General features: G+C 35.3%; 17 protein-coding genes. 1 reads left to right on the top strand and 16 read right to left on the bottom strand.

The window, feature by feature from the left end:
* Positions 1 to 99: 99 nt before the first annotated feature.
* The 8 genes from ACEN2H_RS10570 to ACEN2H_RS10535 form a co-directional block, all read right to left on the bottom strand.
* Entirely contained in the window at positions 100 to 828 is a 729-nt protein-coding gene (locus ACEN2H_RS10570) for a TIGR00730 family Rossman fold protein (protein WP_441732310.1), read from the bottom strand.
* 117 nt (positions 829 to 945) lie between these two features.
* Positions 946 to 3777, bottom strand: coding sequence for an excinuclease ABC subunit UvrA (uvrA, locus tag ACEN2H_RS10565; RefSeq protein ID WP_441732309.1), 2832 nt, complete (start codon positions 3775 to 3777; stop codon positions 946 to 948).
* 101 nt (positions 3778 to 3878) lie between these two features.
* The gene (locus tag ACEN2H_RS10560; RefSeq protein ID WP_441732308.1) at positions 3879 to 4832 is read right to left on the bottom strand and encodes a Fic family protein; all 954 of its coding nucleotides are present in this window, start codon (positions 4830 to 4832) and stop codon (positions 3879 to 3881) included.
* Positions 4833 to 4891: 59 nt separating this feature from the next.
* Positions 4892 to 6676, bottom strand: coding sequence for a chloride channel protein (locus ACEN2H_RS10555; protein ID WP_441732307.1), 1785 nt, complete (start codon positions 6674 to 6676; stop codon positions 4892 to 4894).
* A gap of 35 nt (positions 6677 to 6711) precedes the next feature.
* Positions 6712 to 7386 (bottom strand): DNA alkylation repair protein, encoded by a 675-nt coding sequence (locus tag ACEN2H_RS10550; protein WP_441732306.1) that lies wholly within the window; start codon positions 7384 to 7386, stop codon positions 6712 to 6714.
* Positions 7387 to 7389: 3 nt separating this feature from the next.
* Complete coding sequence (gene ggt, locus ACEN2H_RS10545; RefSeq protein WP_441732305.1) at positions 7390 to 9075, bottom strand: gamma-glutamyltransferase; 1686 nt, start codon at positions 9073 to 9075, stop codon at positions 7390 to 7392.
* 49 nt (positions 9076 to 9124) lie between these two features.
* Positions 9125 to 10810, bottom strand: coding sequence for a gamma-glutamyltransferase (gene ggt, locus ACEN2H_RS10540; protein ID WP_441732304.1), 1686 nt, complete (start codon positions 10808 to 10810; stop codon positions 9125 to 9127).
* Positions 10811 to 10847: 37 nt separating this feature from the next.
* Positions 10848 to 11435 carry an ACP phosphodiesterase gene (locus ACEN2H_RS10535; RefSeq protein ID WP_441732303.1) on the bottom strand — a complete coding sequence of 196 codons (588 nt, stop codon included), beginning with the start codon at positions 11433 to 11435 and terminating at the stop codon, positions 10848 to 10850.
* Between the two features lie 98 nt (positions 11436 to 11533).
* Between ACEN2H_RS10535 and glmM the strand changes: the two genes are divergently transcribed.
* On the top strand, positions 11534 to 12934 hold the full coding sequence (gene glmM / locus ACEN2H_RS10530; RefSeq protein WP_441732302.1) for a phosphoglucosamine mutase: 1401 nt from the start codon (positions 11534 to 11536) through the stop codon (positions 12932 to 12934).
* Positions 12935 to 13004: 70 nt separating this feature from the next.
* On the opposite strand, the gene ACEN2H_RS10525 is transcribed toward glmM, so the two are convergent.
* The 8 genes from ACEN2H_RS10525 to ACEN2H_RS10490 all read right to left on the bottom strand — a co-directional run bounded on the left by ACEN2H_RS10525 (position 13005) and on the right by ACEN2H_RS10490 (position 17968).
* Complete coding sequence (locus tag ACEN2H_RS10525; RefSeq protein WP_441732301.1) at positions 13005 to 13319, bottom strand: DUF1059 domain-containing protein; 315 nt, start codon at positions 13317 to 13319, stop codon at positions 13005 to 13007.
* A 390-nt stretch (positions 13320 to 13709) separates the two neighbouring features.
* Positions 13710 to 14387, bottom strand: coding sequence for a CPBP family glutamic-type intramembrane protease (locus ACEN2H_RS10520; protein WP_441732300.1), 678 nt, complete (start codon positions 14385 to 14387; stop codon positions 13710 to 13712).
* 327 nt (positions 14388 to 14714) lie between these two features.
* Positions 14715 to 15551 (bottom strand): DUF6671 family protein, encoded by an 837-nt coding sequence (locus ACEN2H_RS10515; RefSeq protein ID WP_441732299.1) that lies wholly within the window; start codon positions 15549 to 15551, stop codon positions 14715 to 14717.
* Between the two features lie 5 nt (positions 15552 to 15556).
* Positions 15557 to 15838, bottom strand: coding sequence for a hypothetical protein (locus ACEN2H_RS10510; RefSeq protein ID WP_441732298.1), 282 nt, complete (start codon positions 15836 to 15838; stop codon positions 15557 to 15559).
* 357 nt (positions 15839 to 16195) lie between these two features.
* On the bottom strand, positions 16196 to 16501 hold the full coding sequence (locus ACEN2H_RS10505) for a hypothetical protein (RefSeq protein WP_441732297.1): 306 nt from the start codon (positions 16499 to 16501) through the stop codon (positions 16196 to 16198).
* A gap of 19 nt (positions 16502 to 16520) precedes the next feature.
* The gene (locus ACEN2H_RS10500) at positions 16521 to 16835 is read right to left on the bottom strand and encodes a hypothetical protein (protein WP_441732296.1); all 315 of its coding nucleotides are present in this window, start codon (positions 16833 to 16835) and stop codon (positions 16521 to 16523) included.
* Positions 16798 to 17187 carry a hypothetical protein gene (locus ACEN2H_RS10495; RefSeq protein ID WP_441732295.1) on the bottom strand — a complete coding sequence of 130 codons (390 nt, stop codon included), beginning with the start codon at positions 17185 to 17187 and terminating at the stop codon, positions 16798 to 16800. The genes ACEN2H_RS10500 and ACEN2H_RS10495 overlap by 38 nt, the downstream gene beginning before the upstream one ends.
* A gap of 4 nt (positions 17188 to 17191) precedes the next feature.
* Positions 17192 to 17968, bottom strand: a complete 777-nt coding sequence (locus ACEN2H_RS10490; protein WP_441732294.1) for a prohibitin family protein — start codon at positions 17966 to 17968, stop codon at positions 17192 to 17194.
* Positions 17969 to 18059: the final 91 nt, after the last annotated feature.

The raw sequence follows: 18059 nt of genomic DNA, 5'->3' as shown, positions 1-18059 counted from the left end.
AAATTTAGTACCTGATAATAGAAATTTATTTGTTTAAAAAATAGTTGCAATCGTTGCTAAATGAGCATAAATAAAGCCGTTCAAAAGCCAGCCTTAAGCTTAAAAATTTGGTGTCAAATTATATTTTTTATAGAAATTATCTAAAACTTCTACTACTTCATCTTCTGTGTCTACGATTTTAATTAATTTCAAATCGTCTGGGCTTATGGTTTGTTCTTTTTCTATCAAAACTGTTTTTATCCACTGGATTAATCCTGACCAAAAGCTGGTTCCCACGAGTATTATCGGGAATCGAGCTATTTTTTTTGTTTGGATTAAGGTGATGGCCTCAAACAGTTCATCTAAAGTACCAAAACCACCCGGCATTACCACAAAGCCTTGGGAATATTTTACAAACATCACTTTTCGAACAAAGAAATAATCGAAATTTAAATTTTTGTCTCCGTCGATATAAGGGTTGAAATGCTGTTCGAAGGGTAAAACGATATTTAACCCCACGGAGGTTCCACCACCCAGATGTGCTCCTTTATTACCTGCTTCCATTATTCCAGGACCGCCACCAGTAATGACGCCATAACCAGCTTTACTGATTTTGAATGCAATACTTTCAGCAAGTTGATAATACTTGTCTTCTGGTTTTGTTCTGGCTGATCCAAAAATGGAAACACAAGGACCAATTCGTCCCATATTTTCATAACCGTTGACAAATTCGGCCATAATTTTAAAAATAGCCCAACTATCATTGGTTCGTATCTCGTTCCAATTTTTTTGTTTTAATCGATCTTGGATTATTTTATCCTCATCGTTATCGAAATCTTCTAATCTCATATTCGTATCTTTTTGCTGCAGTTTTTTAGAGCTCTTCCTGTTTTTCATTGTATCTTTTGCTTGCTAAAGAAACAAGCAAAAGGATGCCATTGCAAAGAGGGCTTGTACTCTTCGATACTAAAGTAACTCTTTTTTCAAAAATTGCGCTGTATAACTTTTCTTATTTTTTATTATTTCTTCGGGAGTACCTTTGGCGACTACTTGTCCACCACCTTTTCCGCCTTCAGGACCAATATCTATAATATAATCCGCTAGTTTGATCACATCCATATTATGTTCGATAATCAATATCGTATTCCCTTTATCCACTAGTTTATTAATGACTCCCATTAATACCCTGATGTCTTCAAAATGCAAGCCTGTAGTAGGTTCGTCAAGGATATAAAAAGTGTTTCCAGTATCTTTTTTTGATAATTCAGTTGCTAATTTGATTCGTTGCGCTTCACCGCCTGAAAGGGTTGTGCTTTGCTGTCCTAAGGTGATATAACCTAAACCTACATCTTGTATGGTTTTTACTTTCCGGTAAATCTTAGGAATCATTTCAAAAAACGGAACCGATTCATCAACAGTCATGTTCAATACATCTGAAATCGATTTTCCTTTGAATCGAATTTCTAGGGTTTCCCTGTTAAAACGTTTGCCTTGACATGTTTCGCACTCTACATAAACATCGGGCAAAAAGTTCATTTCAATTGTTCGGACACCTGATCCTTGGCAGGTTTCGCAGCGTCCTCCTTTTACATTAAAACTAAAACGACCCGCTTTATAACCCCTAATCATACTTTCTGAAGTCTTGGTAAACAAATTCCTGACTTCGGTAAATAACTCGGTATAGGTCGCCGGATTAGAACGAGGTGTTCGTCCGATAGGACTTTGGTCAATATTAATTACTTTATCAATAAGTTCTAAACCTTCAATCTTTTTGTATGGTTGTGGTTTTTTTACACCATTAAAATAATAGGCGTTCAAAATAGGGTAAAGGGTACCGTTGATCAAGGTCGATTTACCACTTCCTGAAACTCCAGTTACACAAATCATTTTTCCCAAAGGCAACTCAATAGATACGTTTTTAAGGTTATTCCCAGTTGCGCCCGTCAATTTCATGAATTTGCCATTTCCTTCACGGCGTTTTGCTGGAATCTCAATTTTCATTTTCCCATTTAAATATTGAGCCGTAATGGTATTTGATTTTAGCGTTTCAGCTGGTGTTCCTTGGCTGATGATTTCTCCACCAAATTTTCCCGCTTTTGGACCTATGTCAATCACATAGTCAGCGCGTTCAATCATGTCCTTATCGTGTTCTACGACAATAACTGAATTACCTATATCACGTAATTGTTCTAAAGAATGTATTAATTTATCGTTGTCTCTTTGGTGTAAACCAATGCTGGGTTCATCAAGAATATATAGAACTCCAACTAATTGTGATCCAATTTGAGTTGCTAGTCTGATGCGCTGTGCTTCGCCTCCTGAGAGGGATTTTGAGCTTCGGCTTAACGCCAAATATTCTAAACCTACATTCATCAAAAAGTTCAAGCGATCGTTTATTTCTTTGATAACCTCAGTTGCAATGCGTTTTTGCTTGTCAGATAAATGCGTATTTAAATCACGGAACCAAGCAGTCAAATCAGAAATATCCATATTACATAATTCTGTAATATTTTTTTCGTTGATTTTGAAGAATTGGGCTTCTTTTTTCAATCGGGAGCCTTCACATACTGGGCAATCTATCTCGTCCATGAACTCCTTTGCCCAGCGTTTGATAGTTGTCGAACCACTTTCGTCATATTGGTTTTTAATGAAATGTGATATGCCTTCAAAGTCAATTTTGTAGTCACGAGCGACTCCTAAATCTTTAGAGTTTATAGTAAACTTTTCCTTTCCGCCATTCAAAATCATTTCCATCGCTTCATCTGGGATTTTTTCTATTGCATCGGTGATTTTGTAGCCATATTTTTCTCCAATAATTTCTAATTGCTTGAAGATCCAAGAAGATTTATATTCGCCCAAAGGAGCAAAACCGCCATTTTTGATTGATAATTTAGGGTTTGGAATAATTTTTTTTGTGTTGATTTCGTTTACCGTTCCCAATCCGTTACAGTGATCACAAGCCCCTTTTGGTGAATTGAAAGAAAATAAATTGGGTTCCGGATTTTGATAAGAAATTCCCGTTGTAGGACACATTAAGTTTCTACTGAAATACCGTACTTCATCAGAATCCTGATCTAAAATCATTAATACATTGTCACCATGGTGCATCGCCGTATTAATGCTTTCGTTCAAACGTTTTTCATTGTCAGCAGTTGGCTCAACTAGCATTCGGTCGACAACGATTTCAATATCATGGGTTTTATAACGATCCAGTTTCATTCCCGTCGTAATTTCGCGGACCTCCCCATTCACGCGAACCTTCAAGAATCCTTGTTTTGCTATTTGCTGGAACAATTCGCCATAATGCCCTTTTCGGGCTCTAATAACTGGTGCCAGAATATTAATGCGTTTGTTAGTAAAATCTTGGGTGATTAGGTCTTTAATTTGTTCGTCTGAGTAACTGACCATTTTTTCGCCAGTATTGTAACTGTAAGCGTCAGCTGCACGGGCATAAAGTAACCTAAGGAAATCATATATTTCGGTAATAGTTCCCACTGTGGAGCGGGGACTTTTACTAGTTGTTTTCTGTTCAATAGCTATAACCGGAGAAAGCCCGTCTATTTTATCCACATCTGGACGTTCCAAGCCTCCCAAAAATTGTCTGGCGTAAGCTGAAAAAGTTTCAACGTACCGGCGCTGCCCTTCGGCATAAATGGTGTCGAATGCGAGTGATGATTTTCCAGAACCCGAAAGACCAGTAATAACAACCAGTTTTTCGCGAGGAATGGAGATATCTATATTTTTAAGGTTATGAACACGAGCACCTTGAACTTCAATAGTATTGTCTTTGTCTAACATAATTTTTGCAAAAATGCAAAGTTAACCTTTTGGTTTATTCTTTTCATTGAACACTTTAGAAGTTTATGTTAAAATGGGATATAAAAAAACGCTAATTGTAGTTAGCGTTTTCTCTTTCTTGTATTGATGTACTGCTCAACGGCTGCTCTTGTAGTTAGCCAGTTCCGGCCTTCTTTGTAAGCATCAATTTTCCCTTGTCTTGCAAGTAGACTAATGTATTCTTGGCCGTAAGGCATATTGGGTTCCTGAACTAAATTAGAAATTTCAATATATTCATTATCATTGCCCGGAAGTGCATTCAAGTAGATATTAAGCGTGCGCTCTACTGCCTGACACATCAAAAGAGTCAACTTTTGATAATTGCCTGCATTGGCTTGATTGAGTGCTTCATAGTATTTCTTTCTGTCATTTTTAAGGATGATGGCAGGTGGAAATCCACAACGCATTAATAATAAATTCATTACTAACCTCACAGTGCGGCCGTTGCCATCAAAAAAAGGATGGATCCAAACTAGTTTGTGATGAAAAACAGTAGCTAGTTCAATATCGTTAAGTTGTAAAGGATTCGTATTGATAAAAACAATTAATTCATCTAATAAATCAGAGACTTTATTGGCATTTGGAGGTACGAAATTAGCTCCTGAAATACGAACGCCAAAGTTGCGCAAGCGACCTGCAAAGTCATCTTCAATAGAACGTAATACCAATCCATGTAAAGATAAAATATCAATACTGCGTAAAACATAATCCTTGTTCACAATCGAAAATAAGTAATCTATCGCCTTGTCGTGATTGTGTGTTTCAAAATGTTCTCGTAATGATTTTCCCTTGATTGTAACGCCTTCCTGAAGAACCATTTGGGTTTCTCTTAAACTCAGTGAATTTCCTTCAATGCTATTTGAATTGTACGTCCATTCTATAGAAAGACTTTCTTTTATTTTATTCAAGGCGATGTTTGGCAAAGGTCTGCTGGATTGCAAAACTTGCTTTTTTTCATACAAACGATCAAATGTTGTTTGAAATTCTTCTCTATGGTTTAAGTCTATCTTCCACATAACCACAAAGATACTACTATTATCGGGAACTATTAAATTTTATTCTATCCGATAGTAATTTATTCTATGGTCATCGATTTCAGTTTGGTACGATAAGCTTCAAGAGCTGTGGATTTTGAGATAAAACCAAAATACTTTTCATCTTTTATCACTGGCAGAAATGCTACTTTTGATCGCTCAAATTTATTCATAACCGTTTCCATACTGTTGAATGGGTAGATTATCTCTGTAGGCTCAGCCATGATGTTTTTTACCAAAGTATATTTTACCCTGTAAGTATTGAAGATTATTTCTCTAATATTATTGAAATGTACAATACCTAACAAGTGCTTCTCTTTGTCTACAACGGCAAAAATAACCTGATTGGAATGGGATATTAAATCGACCAGTTTTTCTAGATTTTCATCTGGCGAGACTGTTAGATAATCCGTCTGTATGATGGAATTGGTATCCAATGTTGAAAGTACATTGGTGTCTTTATTGCTTGTAAAAGCATGGCCTTTTTTCACCAGATCTTTCACGTCCATGGAGTGTTTTTCAAATCGTTTTGAAATTGCAAAACTGATTGAAGCGACCAGCATCAATGGAAGCATTAAACTGTATCCTCCCGTAATCTCTGCAATAAGGAAGATAGCAGTTAAAGGGGCGTGAAACAACCCACTCAAAATTCCAGCCATACCAACCATGGTAAAATTGCTGACCGGTAACTGAGTCAGACCTGATAAGTTAAGTGCTTTAGAAAAGAAGTAACCAAGATAAGAACCTAAAAATAGAGCGGGAGCAAAGTTACCTCCGTTTCCCCCAGCTCCAAGAGTGATTCCGGTAGCAAAAACTTTGAGCATCATCGTTAGTCCCACAAATGCCAAAAGAACCCATGCATTATCTCTGAAACCACTAAAAAGTGTATTCTCTAGTAGTTTTCCTGGATCGCTGTCTGACAATACTTTAATGCTTTCATACCCTTCACCAAATAGTGTTGGAAAAATAAAAATTAAAACGGCAAGAATTGAGGCACCTGCAAGTGCTTTTTTGTAGGGATTCAATTTAAGTTTATGAAAAAAGAGCTCTGTTCTCTGAAAATATCTAGTATAGTAAACTGACATGAAGCCGGTTAACACCCCCAAAAGAATGTAAAAAGGTATTTTATGGTAATCAAAAACTTGTTGTTGTCTGAAATTTAATAGTATCGTTTCGTCCAATACGATTTCAGACACCAAAGCACCCGTTGCGGCTGCAATCATAATGGGGGTAAATGCTGAAATACTAACGTCGACTAATAAAAACTCTATCGCAAATAAAACTCCGGCAATTGGTGCATTAAAGGCTGCCGCGATTCCTGCGGCAACACCGCAACCTATTAGTAAAGTCCTGTCTTTATAACTCAGTTTGTATTTCTGGGCATAGTTAGACCCAAAAGCAGCTCCGGTAACCACAATAGGACTCTCTAAACCCGCAGATCCGCCTAGACCAACAGTTAAGGAACTGGTAATGATTTGGGCGTACATTTGCTTTTTTTGAATGATGCTGGCTTTCTTGGCTACTGCATATAAAATTTGAGAAGTCCCTTTTTCGATAGTACCGCCCAAGACCTTTTTTATGATAAATACGGTCAATACTAGTCCTGCAATGGGTAAAATACTATTTATAAAACTCAACTTTAAAATTCCATTGATGTAAGTGGCAAATGAAAAAACCCAGTGGGCAAAAGTCTTTAGAACAATTACTGCAAATGCGGAACTGATACCAACCAATACACTAGATAGGAAAATAAATTGCTTTTCTGTCAATATGGATTGGGACCATACAATTAAAATTTCTAGTTTAGAAAGGAATTTCTTAAGCATTTATTTATTTTTGAAAGTGCTAAATTACTATTAATTTAAGCATAATTTAAGTTTTTGAGAGCTTCTTTTCTGCTCAAAGGCTTTAAGTCATTGGTAGCAACAAATTTCTTTACTGCCTTTGGATTTGTTTTGGCATATTCTCGTAGAGCCCAACCAATTGCTTTTTGAATAAAAAACTCAGAAGAGGATTTATGTTTGATACAGATTACTTTCAGTAAACCGAAATCAGTTTTGTCTTTATAGCCTAATTGAAATAAAATAGCACTTCGGTTCAACCACATATTATCTGCATCGGAGAATTTAGATACTGTTGAAGCAGTGCAATCTGGAAATTCTGTCAGATATTGACCTAGAATATTTTTTGAAATACCATCAACAGTGTCCCACCAGGAATTTGTAGTTATCAGCTTTTCAATCAACTTAACATCTTCCTTTTTATAATTCTTATTCAGCTCCTTTGTTAAAATCTCTATTGCACAATAATGAAATTCCCGTTGTGTTTTTTCAAATAAGAGAGTTGCTATAGATCTTATATTAGTGGCAACCTCTTGTTCGTTTTCTTTCCATATTTCTTTAAGTAACTGTCTACGTTTGGGAGTTTTTATTCCAAAGAAATCAAACTTATTTCTCATGTATTTTGCCATTGCAAAAGCATTTTCGGCATCACTTTTTTCAACAAAAGTATTTTCTAATTGAGCGATGAAAGGCATAACTTAAAAACCAGCCGCTTTGTCGTCTCCTCTAAAATCTGCTCCACCTTCTAGCGCTCCGCTTGGTAGTACCAAAATAGCATCCACCTTTCCGATTACTGGCGTCGTTTTTTCGTTAATTAGATATCCTTTTCCTTTTAGAGTTTCAAAAGTCTTTGTGTCGAAAGTATTAGGTTCAAAAGTGATTAGGTCAGGCAACCACTGGTGGTGAAATCTAGGCGCGTTTACCGCTTGTTGCATGCTAAAATTGTATTCAGCAACATTCAGTATGGTTTGCAATACGGATGTGATGATAGTGGAACCTCCCGGAGATCCTACGGACATAAATAGCTTTCCGTTTTTTTCAACAATCGTAGGCGTCATGCTACTTAACATCCTCTTTTCGGGAGCAATGCTATTCGCTTCATTACCCACCAGTCCAAACATGTTGGGCACTCCAGCTTTTGCACTGAAATCATCCATTTCATTGTTTAAGAAAAAACCCAAGGCGTCGCAATAGTATTTTGACCCGTAACCCGCGTTCAATGTGGTAGTTGCCGAAATGGCATTTCCAAATTGATCAATAATCGAGTAATGCGTTGTTTCCATACTTTCATTGTAATTTACTTTTCCTTCTTTGATGTCAGAGGAAAGAGTCGCTTTATCTAAATTGAAGCTGGACATTCTTTGTTTCAGATACGTTTCATCCATCAATGCTTTTAGTGGCATTTTAACAAAATCAGGATCGCCTAAAAAGAAACTGCGATCTGCGTAGGCTCTTCTTTCTGCTTCGACAATAACCTGAATGGCTGCCGCTGAATTGTGTCCCATGTTCGATAAATCATAAGGTTCAATCATCTTGAATATCTGCGCCAAACAGATTCCTCCGCTACTTGGTGGCGCCATCGATATGATATTCAAATCTTTATATTTAAAAGTAATTGGATCTCTCCATTTGGCCTCATATTTAGCCAAATCTTCCATCGTGATAATGGCTCCTTTTTCCTTTAAGTAAGCAACTAATGTTTTTGCTGTTTCTCCTTTGTAAAATTCATCCCTTCCATTCTTTGAGATACGTCTTAAAGTATTTGCCAGCGTAGGATATTTAATTATATCATTCTCTTTATATACCTTTGAAAGAACTGAATTGGAACCGTTTATTTTTATTAATTCTTCCCTGTAGCTGTTAAGACGCTCTTCTTGTTTTTGAGTGACTATAACGCCGCGTTCTGCCAATTCTATTACAGGTTTCAATATTTCTTTCATTGGCAAAGAGCCTAGTTTTTTATGAACTGCAAAAACTCCCGCAATGGTTCCTGGAATTCCTATTGCCAATGGAGTTTTTGTGCTTTTCCCCGCGATGACGTTGCCTTCTTTATCAAGGAACATGTCTTTTGTAGCTGCTAAAGGAGCTTTTTCTCGATAGTCTAGAGTTCCTGTTTCACCATTTGCTTTTCTATATACCATAAAACCGCCACCTCCAAGGTTTCCTGCATACGGATAGGCTACTGCAAGTGCCAATTCTGTGGCAACCATTGCGTCAAATGCATTTCCGCCATTTTTCATGATTTCAACACCAATTTTTGAAGCTTCCTCTCGTGCCGAAACAACCATAGCTTTATTGGCGATAAGTCCTGTTGGTTGTACTGAAGTATTTTGAGCCTTACAACCTATTGAAAGGATGCATAATAGAACGATAAATTTTTTCATTTCTAGGGTATTTATATTATTTATTATAACAGAAGCAGTTAACAGTAATTTAGAATCCAACCGCTTTGTTATCTTCTCTTTTATCTGCTCCAGCTTCCAGTTTGCCATTTGGTAAGACTAAAATCGCATCCACCTGACCTACAATTTCCTTGTTGGTTTCGTTGACTTTATATCCTTTTTCTTTTACTTTTCTCAATAGTTCTTTATCAAATGAATTGGGTTCAAATGTGACTTCATCTGGCAGCCATTGATGGTGAAAACGAGCTGCATTAACGGCCTCTTGCATGCTCATGTTGTATTCATATACATTCAATATCGTTTGCATTACGGATGTAATAATGGTAGAACCGCCAGGAGTTCCCACGACCATAAATAATTTTTTATCTTTCTCTACGATGGTTGGTGTCATAGAACTCAGCATTCTTTTTTCTGGTGCAATACTATTAGCCTCTGTACCCGTAAGCCCATAAAGATTTGGAACACCTGGTTTAGCGCTAAAATCGTCCATTTGGTTGTTTAAAAAGAAACCTAATTCATCGCAATATATTTTAGATCCGTAATTGTCATTTAAAGTTGTTGTAGCAGAAACTGCATTCCCTTCGGAATCCACAATGGAGTAATGAGTGGTTTGTTTGCTTTCGTATCTTGGAATTTTTCCCTCTCCAATTTCGGAAGATTTTGAAGCTTTATCGAATGAAAAATCACTCATTCTGTTTTCTAGATAGACAGAATCTAATAACTCTTTAATAGGAAGTTTTACAAAATCAGGGTCTCCCAAATAAAAGTTTCGGTCAGCATAGGCTCTTCGTTCTGCTTCTGTAATCACTTGAATGGCTTTAACACTGTTGTGTCCCATTTGAGCAAGATCAAAAGGCTCAATCATTTTCATAATTTGGTTCAAACAAATACCTCCACTACTTGGTGGTGACATGGAAGTGATTTTTAAACTCTTGTATTTAAAAGTGATTGGGTCTCTCCATTTTGCTTCGTAGACATTCAAATCTTTGACTGTCATATTCCCGCCTTTGTTTTTTAAGAAATTAATTAGTTTTTGAGCAGTTTCTCCTTTATAAAATTCATCTCGTCCGTTATCAGAAACTCGCTGTAAAGTCTGTGCAAGAGCAGGATATTTAATCGTGTCACCGACCTTGTATTCTTTGGAAAACAAACTATTTGGCCCATTAATTTGGATGAAAGTAGCCCTGTAATCAGCTAAGCTTTTCGCCTGAAATTTGGTCACAATAACCCCTTTTTTTGCTAAAGCGATTACCGGAGCAAGGATCTCTGTAATAGGCAAAGAACCATGTTTTTTATGAACAGCAAATAAGCCAGCAAGAGTTCCAGGAACACTGGATGCAAACGCGGTAGCTGTACTTTTACCTTCAATTACATTTCCGTCTTTATCGAGAAACATGTCTTTAGTAGCTGCCAGTGGTGCTTTTTCTCTATAATCTAGCGCGCCGGTTTCTCCATTTACTTTTCTATAGACCATAAAACCACCTCCGCCTATATTTCCGGCTTGAGGATAGCAAACAGCTAACGCAAGTTCCGTTGCGACCATCGCATCAAAGGTATTACCACCTTTTTTCATGATTTCAACTCCTATTTCCGAGGCCTCTTCACGAGCAGAGACAACCATGGCTTTATCTGTTAGCAGACCAGTTGGAGCAATTGATTTTTCATTCGACTTACAGCTTACAATAGCCAAGCAAAGCAGTAGTACTATTTTTTTCATTGGAAGAGTCGTTTTATAGTAATGGGTCATTATAAATTTATTGCAAGGATATTAGTTTTTCATTTGCATGTGCTCTTAAATCTTCAAAGAAAACAGTAAATTCTTTTTCGAACTCTAAATAGGACTCCTGAAGTTCTTCGCTAGCGAAACGCATTTTTGACTTGTTTTTCGTTCGGCTATCCATCTGGGTTAATATATTGTCAATCCCGTTAACCGTTTGATAACTCAACAACCAATTTTGTTCAATCATATAGGGCATCAAGTAGATTGTTTTTTCCGTAAGAATAGCGGTATTGTCATTCAAGGACTGATAAAACCGTTGTATGTAATCATCAAGTCCCTCATTGGAATAATTAGTCCAGTTCTTTGAAAGAAAATGATCGTAGAAGACATCGACAATAACGCCGGCGTAATGATGGTAACGTTTATGTAATTTTTTCGTACTTGTTCTAAAAACGGGATGTGCATCTGTAAAAGTATCTATAGCTCTATGAAGAGCTATTCCTTTTTGAATTTCCATTGGAAAAGTTTCAAATTGTTTACCCCGAATCCCATCAGCCATAAAATTACCTATTTTAATTAAATCATTGTCTCCCGAAAGGTATATGTGTGCTAAAAAGTTCATTCGCCTAAATTATGAATTCTAATTGACTTTTTTAAACTGTCAATTATTATATTTGCTCAAGTTATAAAGAAATTACTCAAAATTTAAAAATATAGGGAATGACATTAATAAAATCAATATCGGGAATTCGTGGGACCATAGGAGGTAAAGTGGGTGACAACCTTACGCCAGTTGATGCCGTAAAATTTGCTTCGGCATATGGTACTTGGTTGAAAAACAGTTCGGAAACTAAGACGGGCAATCAAAAACTAAAAGTTGTTGTAGGTCGTGATGCTCGTATTTCTGGTCCCATGATTCATAATCTGGTAGTGAATACTTTAATAGGATTAGGAATCGATGTAATTGATTTGGGTTTGTCAACAACACCTACTGTAGAGATAGCGGTTCCTTTGGAGAAAGCAGACGGAGGAATAATCCTTACGGCTTCCCATAACCCAAAACAATGGAATGCCTTGAAATTATTGAATGGCAAAGGGGAATTCTTGAATGGAATTGAAGGCGAAAAAATTCTTGTTATTGCAGAAACAGAAGCTTTTGACTTTTCCGATGTGGATAGTCTAGGGGAGATCACCGAAAATGATGCCTATATGGATATTCATATTGATGAAGTTTTGAATTTGCCTCTAGTAGATGTTGAGGCTGTAAAAGCAGCTAAATTCAAAGTAGTAGTAGATGGAGTGAACTCATCTGGTGGGATTATTATTCCAAAATTACTTGAATTGATGGGAGTGGAAGTGGTGAAATTATATTGTGAACCTAACGGACAGTTTCCTCACAACCCAGAACCCCTGAAAGAACATTTAACCGATATATCAGAATTGGTTGTTAAAGAAAAAGCTGATTTAGGTGTCGTGGTCGACCCAGATGTCGATCGTTTGGCCTTCATTTGTGAAGACGGTGAAATGTTTGGAGAAGAATATACACTAGTGGCTTGTGCTGATTATGTGTTGAGTAAAACGCCTGGAAATACGGTTTCGAATATGTCCTCTTCTCGTGCTTTGCGTGATGTGACAAATCTCCATAAGGGAAGTTACGAAGCAAGTGCTGTAGGTGAAGTGAATGTAGTTGACTTGATGAAAAAAAACAATGCCATTATAGGTGGAGAAGGGAATGGGGGAATTATTTATCCTGAGTCCCATTATGGCCGTGATAGTTTAGTGGGTGTGGCTTTGTTCTTAACGCATTTGGCTAACAAGAAAATGACCGTTTCTGCTTTGCGCGCTTCCTACCCAGAATATTACATGAGTAAAAACAAGATTGAGTTGACACCACAAATTGATGTTGATGCGATTCTTGTTGCTATGACGGAGAAATACAAAAATGAAGATATCACAACAATTGATGGAGTGAAAATTGACTTCGCAAATGAATGGGTACATCTAAGAAAATCGAATACAGAACCTATTATTCGTATTTATACAGAAGCACCTTCGCAGGCACAGGCAGATTCTGTGGCCTTGCGTATTATTGATGAAATAAAAGCGGTGGCCGGAATTTAAAGGTATTCCTTTCTAATTATAAAAACCCTTTCAAATTTTATTTTGAAAGGGTTTTTACGTTTAAGCTGAATTACTTATTATCGTGGGCCAAACAATCGAATGTTTTTCTTTTATTTTCAAACCAGGCATTCATACCTTCTGAAAAATGCATTAGTTCTTGCATTTCCTTCCTTGCTTTGATATGTGCTTCGTCTCCCTTTTCAATCATTTCTGTAGCATGCTTTTTGCTCAATTCAGTCATTTCTTCTATAGTTTTAGCATGAAATTCTTCATCACATGCTCCACCTAATTGACTACAAGTCATCGTTTTCATAAATGTCGTTTTTAGTGAATAGGAGGCTAAATAGGCTTGATTAGCTTTAAAGCAAATAGCTGTTTTAGCCATTATTCTGCGTTATTTATTATTGGTTATATCGTAAATATAAAGGAATTAAATTGAAATTATATTGGTTTTGGGGAAAGTGTTCAGAAATCTATTCAAAATAGAAGGTTGAAATACGGCCTATTAGCGAGGAAAATCTTAAGTATATTTAGTGTTTTGATGCAGATGTCAATTTGTACATTTTCATTCTATTAATAGAGTTTTGACAGTGGCTTAAGCCAATATTATCAAAATTAGTATTAGCGTTTTTTATGATTTTTTTACGTTTCGCGGCTTCAAGAAGTGACGAACTTTGTAACCGCATGTTTTCATCAAGATAATATTCCTTGCGAAAGAAAAACGTAAATTTAGCAGGTTTTTCGCCATTTCATGAAACCGCTTTTAGCAATAGTTTTACGGTATTAATTTGTAACAAATAATAATGAAAAATGGTAGACTATTATTTAATGCGTGAAAAAAATAGGAATAAAAAATATTGTATTTTCCGGTGATATAACAAAAAAATAGACCGGCAATAATTTTTTCTGTTATACCTAATAAATTTACATATTCAAAATTATTGAAGTTTGATAAGTGCATAAGACCAAAAATAATTGAAGAAATCCAGATTAAATATTTTAAATAACTATCAATATAAAGCAAAAATTTTTCATAGAGTTGATTTTGAAAGTAAATAAAGCATGTTAAGATCATTATTACTATTATCGATGAGTTTCGATAGATGTCGACTTTGATAAATGTTGCTAATAAAGTTATTACAGCGATGACACTAATTATAAAAATCTTTTTATTCTTAAATCTTAAAAATCCTCTATAGCTAAATTCTTCAATTAATGGAATTAAAATTAGATATGGAAAAATTTTTTCAATATTATATAATTTCAAATCACTTTCTTCGATAAATGGTTCACTAGTATAAAGAGATGCGATAAATAAAACTAAGAAGTTTAAAATTGTAAGAAAAATGAAAATTGTAAAATCTTTTTTAAAATTTCTATTACTCTTTTGGTAAGGATTATTTATGAATTTTAAAAAAGCATTTTTTGTTACAATTTCAGAAAATTTTGTCATTATATAGTTGCGATTATTTTTAAAATTGTTGGTACCTTTTATTTAGTCGCTATGAATTAGCGAGTATACGACCAAAATTGGTTTGATTGTCGATATTGTAAAGTACATACCAGTCAAATATAAATAACTTTTTTGAAGTAGTAGCTATTTTTAGATAGTAGTATTCTTATAAATAATCACGAGAGGGAATAGGGTATAATAGTACTCTTTTACGATAGCTATTTCGTACCAAGTAATAAAAGCTTTTAGCAAGAGAGGCAATTATGTAATTACACGTTAGAGATTTGCTGACTTTATTAATATTAGCTTTTAACCAAGCCTGTTTTTTTAGGGATTACAGATATCGCAATAGGTAGGGTCCTCGCAATGTTTATTATTTGGATATTTTTCTTCTTTAGAATGCGAACATTTTTGACAGCTATAAATGTGACTCAAAGTAGAACGAGTTGGTAAATTACATAATTGGCAAGGTAGCCCTTGCTTTGTATTGGTTATGCCAAAGCCTGGAGTTTTGCAATGGGGGCAAAGGGATTTTATTTTTGTAGCTAATTTAACGGTGGCGCTTTTTATCACTCTCATACGAGATGGATTGTGCATCGCCCTCATATCTGTCTCTACATAAACGCTTCCGTATAACCTGATGAAATGAGTGTATACCTTTGCTAGTTTTCTCCAATTCTTAACGCCTTTTTCAATTTCAATAAAATCGGTATCCGCCTTTCTAACAATTAGACCATGTGATGGAAAGTTCACTTTGTTGGCAAATTCAGTAAGTTCAGTTTTGCTGGTAATCATTGCGCCAGAAAAATTTGTTTCCATACTTATCTCTCTCACTATGATTTCCAAGTTGTTTTTCTTGTCCATAAATAGCAAAAACTCGTCATCGGCGTGAACAAAAAAAATGGATGGATGCGGTCCAAAAGAACCTTCGCTCGCTATAGCCATATCGCAGTTTGTTAGCTTCATAGCTAACAAGCATTTGTTTCTAGCTGTTGTGATAGGATCTTCTTTTCTTTCTACTTCTCCTGTAAAAGTCCCGAGTTCATCAGTATCTATGTCTGGTATTACAAAGCACTTGACGCCTAGTTCACGTTCTAAAATTGGTGCGATTACTTTTTCTTTGTTGTGTTTGGTTGCTATAACCAAGTCTCTCCCTTCAAACATAATTTTTAAGATTTAGATAAACTTATCCTTACCTCAGAAGTTATCTGTAGGGTTTCATTATTTTGTTTTGCCTCTTCTATTATTTTAGATATAGAATCCATGCTTCTTTGTAATTCAGGAATTCTCTTTAGGGCAGTGACGTCCTGTTTTCCAAAACGTTCTTCTGTGCTAAAGTTTTTATTTTGATGAAAATCAATTTTACCTAAGAAAACATTCATTAATATTTCTCTAGCCTCGTCAGGAGAGAAATGACCGTCAATAAGTTTCAATTCTTTTGTGTTTTTCATTTTTCTAAATTCTTTTGGTTCGATAGTTGTCTAAATATTACTGCGCCAATAATTATTGACAGTGTAACGCAGAGTCCGCTATTAAGGGCATCTGTTGAAATAAAAGATAGTCCTAAAAGGAGTATCATTATTATAAGTGCTGCACAAATTCTAATATCTGTCATTCTCATAGATTATTCGATGTTTAATAGGAATTAATTTTATTTGATTCCTTATTTGTTTTACTTTATTTTTTCATTAAAACAGCTCTTTTTGACGGCATTTAACTTTAACTCTTCTACTCTTGCAGCCTTCTTCATTATTTCGATGGAGATAATTTTTTTCCTCTTATAAGCTCTAAGATCCCGACATTAATCTTTAAATAGGAATCGCTTTTATGGTGTGGTCAAATAATCTGTTAGAACCAACAATTGGAGTTGAGTTAATTGGTGTTTCTGCTCCAATTTTTGTTTCTACTGCTGCCACAATTGTATTGAATAATGAAGCTTTTGATAACGCAGTGATGACATCATACACTTCTTCAGAAAAAGCCTCTTCCCTCAAATTATAGGATATATTATTTTTATCAAAAGAAGCGGAAGCAATTAATTTTTCCTTTAATAGGAACTGTATCAATTCAGTAGGATTATGCTCCTTTTTGAGATAGATAGTAACATTTATCATAGCTTTTATATTTTAATGATTATTGGCTTTGTCCTAGCGAATATTCCGCTTTACCATCAAATGAGTATAGGTTTTTAGTGTTTATGGCATCTATATTTTGATTAAGATTGCTTAGTAGTAGTTCAATAATATTTGTTTTGTCTATTTCAGAATCTCCGTTCGGCTTAAAATGACATCTCCAATGCTCAGTACAAAAGTTTTCCTCAAAACCATCAGGCCAAACTTTGATTCCTTTGTTGGTAATCATCGTAAGATTGATAGACCCACTCTCTATTTTTTTTATTTTTTCTGCTAATTTATTTTGGTTCGTTCCATTCCAGTGTACAAATGTCAATTACAACCAAGTCTTTTTTCGCAGCAGGTTTTCGTTTGTATTTTGGAAGAATTAAAGCAGAATTAGTAGAGTACGAAACTGGGTTTAAAATGGATGGCTTTTGGCCAAGATTAGCAATTACTGCTTTAGTAAATTCTTCTGTCCCTACTTTTTCTTTGCTGATGCCTTCTTTAAAAATATGATAAGTATTAACTCCATCTTCTAAGGTTTTGAGCCAAGCATTTTTGACTTTTTCAGCCACTTCTATTTCTTCAAATTCAATTGCAGCGCCTGCAGTTAAAATTATTTCTAAAGTGGTATCCATTATAGCAGGACCTATTCCATCTCCTTTTGCAACGGCTATCTTTGTCATCCTCTTAAATATTACCGTCAATTAAAAATGGCGTTTTACCATCTGTTATTATGATTTTGCTATTAGGTGATTTTGACAACTCTTTAAATGCTTCAATACTTCTAATTTTAATAATTTGATCAGTTAAGCCTTCAGAAATAATGTTTTGGGCATCCCTAGTTCCTTTGGCTTCGATTATGATTCTTTCTGCTTCTAATTTTTCTTGTTGTAATACAAACTCCATTCGCATGGCATCTTGTTCTGCTTGAAGTTTTCTTTCGATAGATGCTGACAAACCAATTGGCAATTGAATACTTTTCATTAAAACTGACTCAACTATTATTCCTTGCGGAACTAATATCTCATCCATTCTGTTCTTGATTTCGTTTTCAATTGTTGCGCGCATTCCTGAATGCATATCTTTTGCGAAAAATTGAGAACAGACATCTGCAGAAGCGGATCTAAAGACATTAGCAATTATGGACTCATAGTTCAATCCAATATTTCTGATAATATCAGGGACTCTACCTTTGTCTAACTTGTATAGAATCGAAATTTGGGATGTAATGCTCAACCCCTCTTTACTGGGAAGACTCAGAGATAGTTCCAAGTTATTTGTTTGAATGGAGGTTTTTATTACTTTTCCAGTAAAAGGGTTATAAAAAGCAGTTCCTTGAGATTTAACTTCACTGGAAAGAACCCCTAAATTTTGTTTAACACCAACCTCTCCCGGTCTAATAATTGCGCAACTAGTGAACATTAATCCAATTAATGAAGCACTTATTATTTTGTTTGTTTTCATATGTAAGATTTAAACGATAGATTTTATCTTACAAAATTCAGAAACTTTTTTCATTAATTTTTATTTATATTTGTAATGCTAACCATTAAAA

The sequence above is a fragment of the Flavobacterium sp. W22_SRS_FP1 genome (assembly GCF_052113685.1).
In the GTDB taxonomy this organism is placed as follows: domain Bacteria; phylum Bacteroidota; class Bacteroidia; order Flavobacteriales; family Flavobacteriaceae; genus Flavobacterium.
Note: the sequence above shows the minus strand (reverse complement) of the source record. Positions and strands in the feature narration are given on the sequence as shown.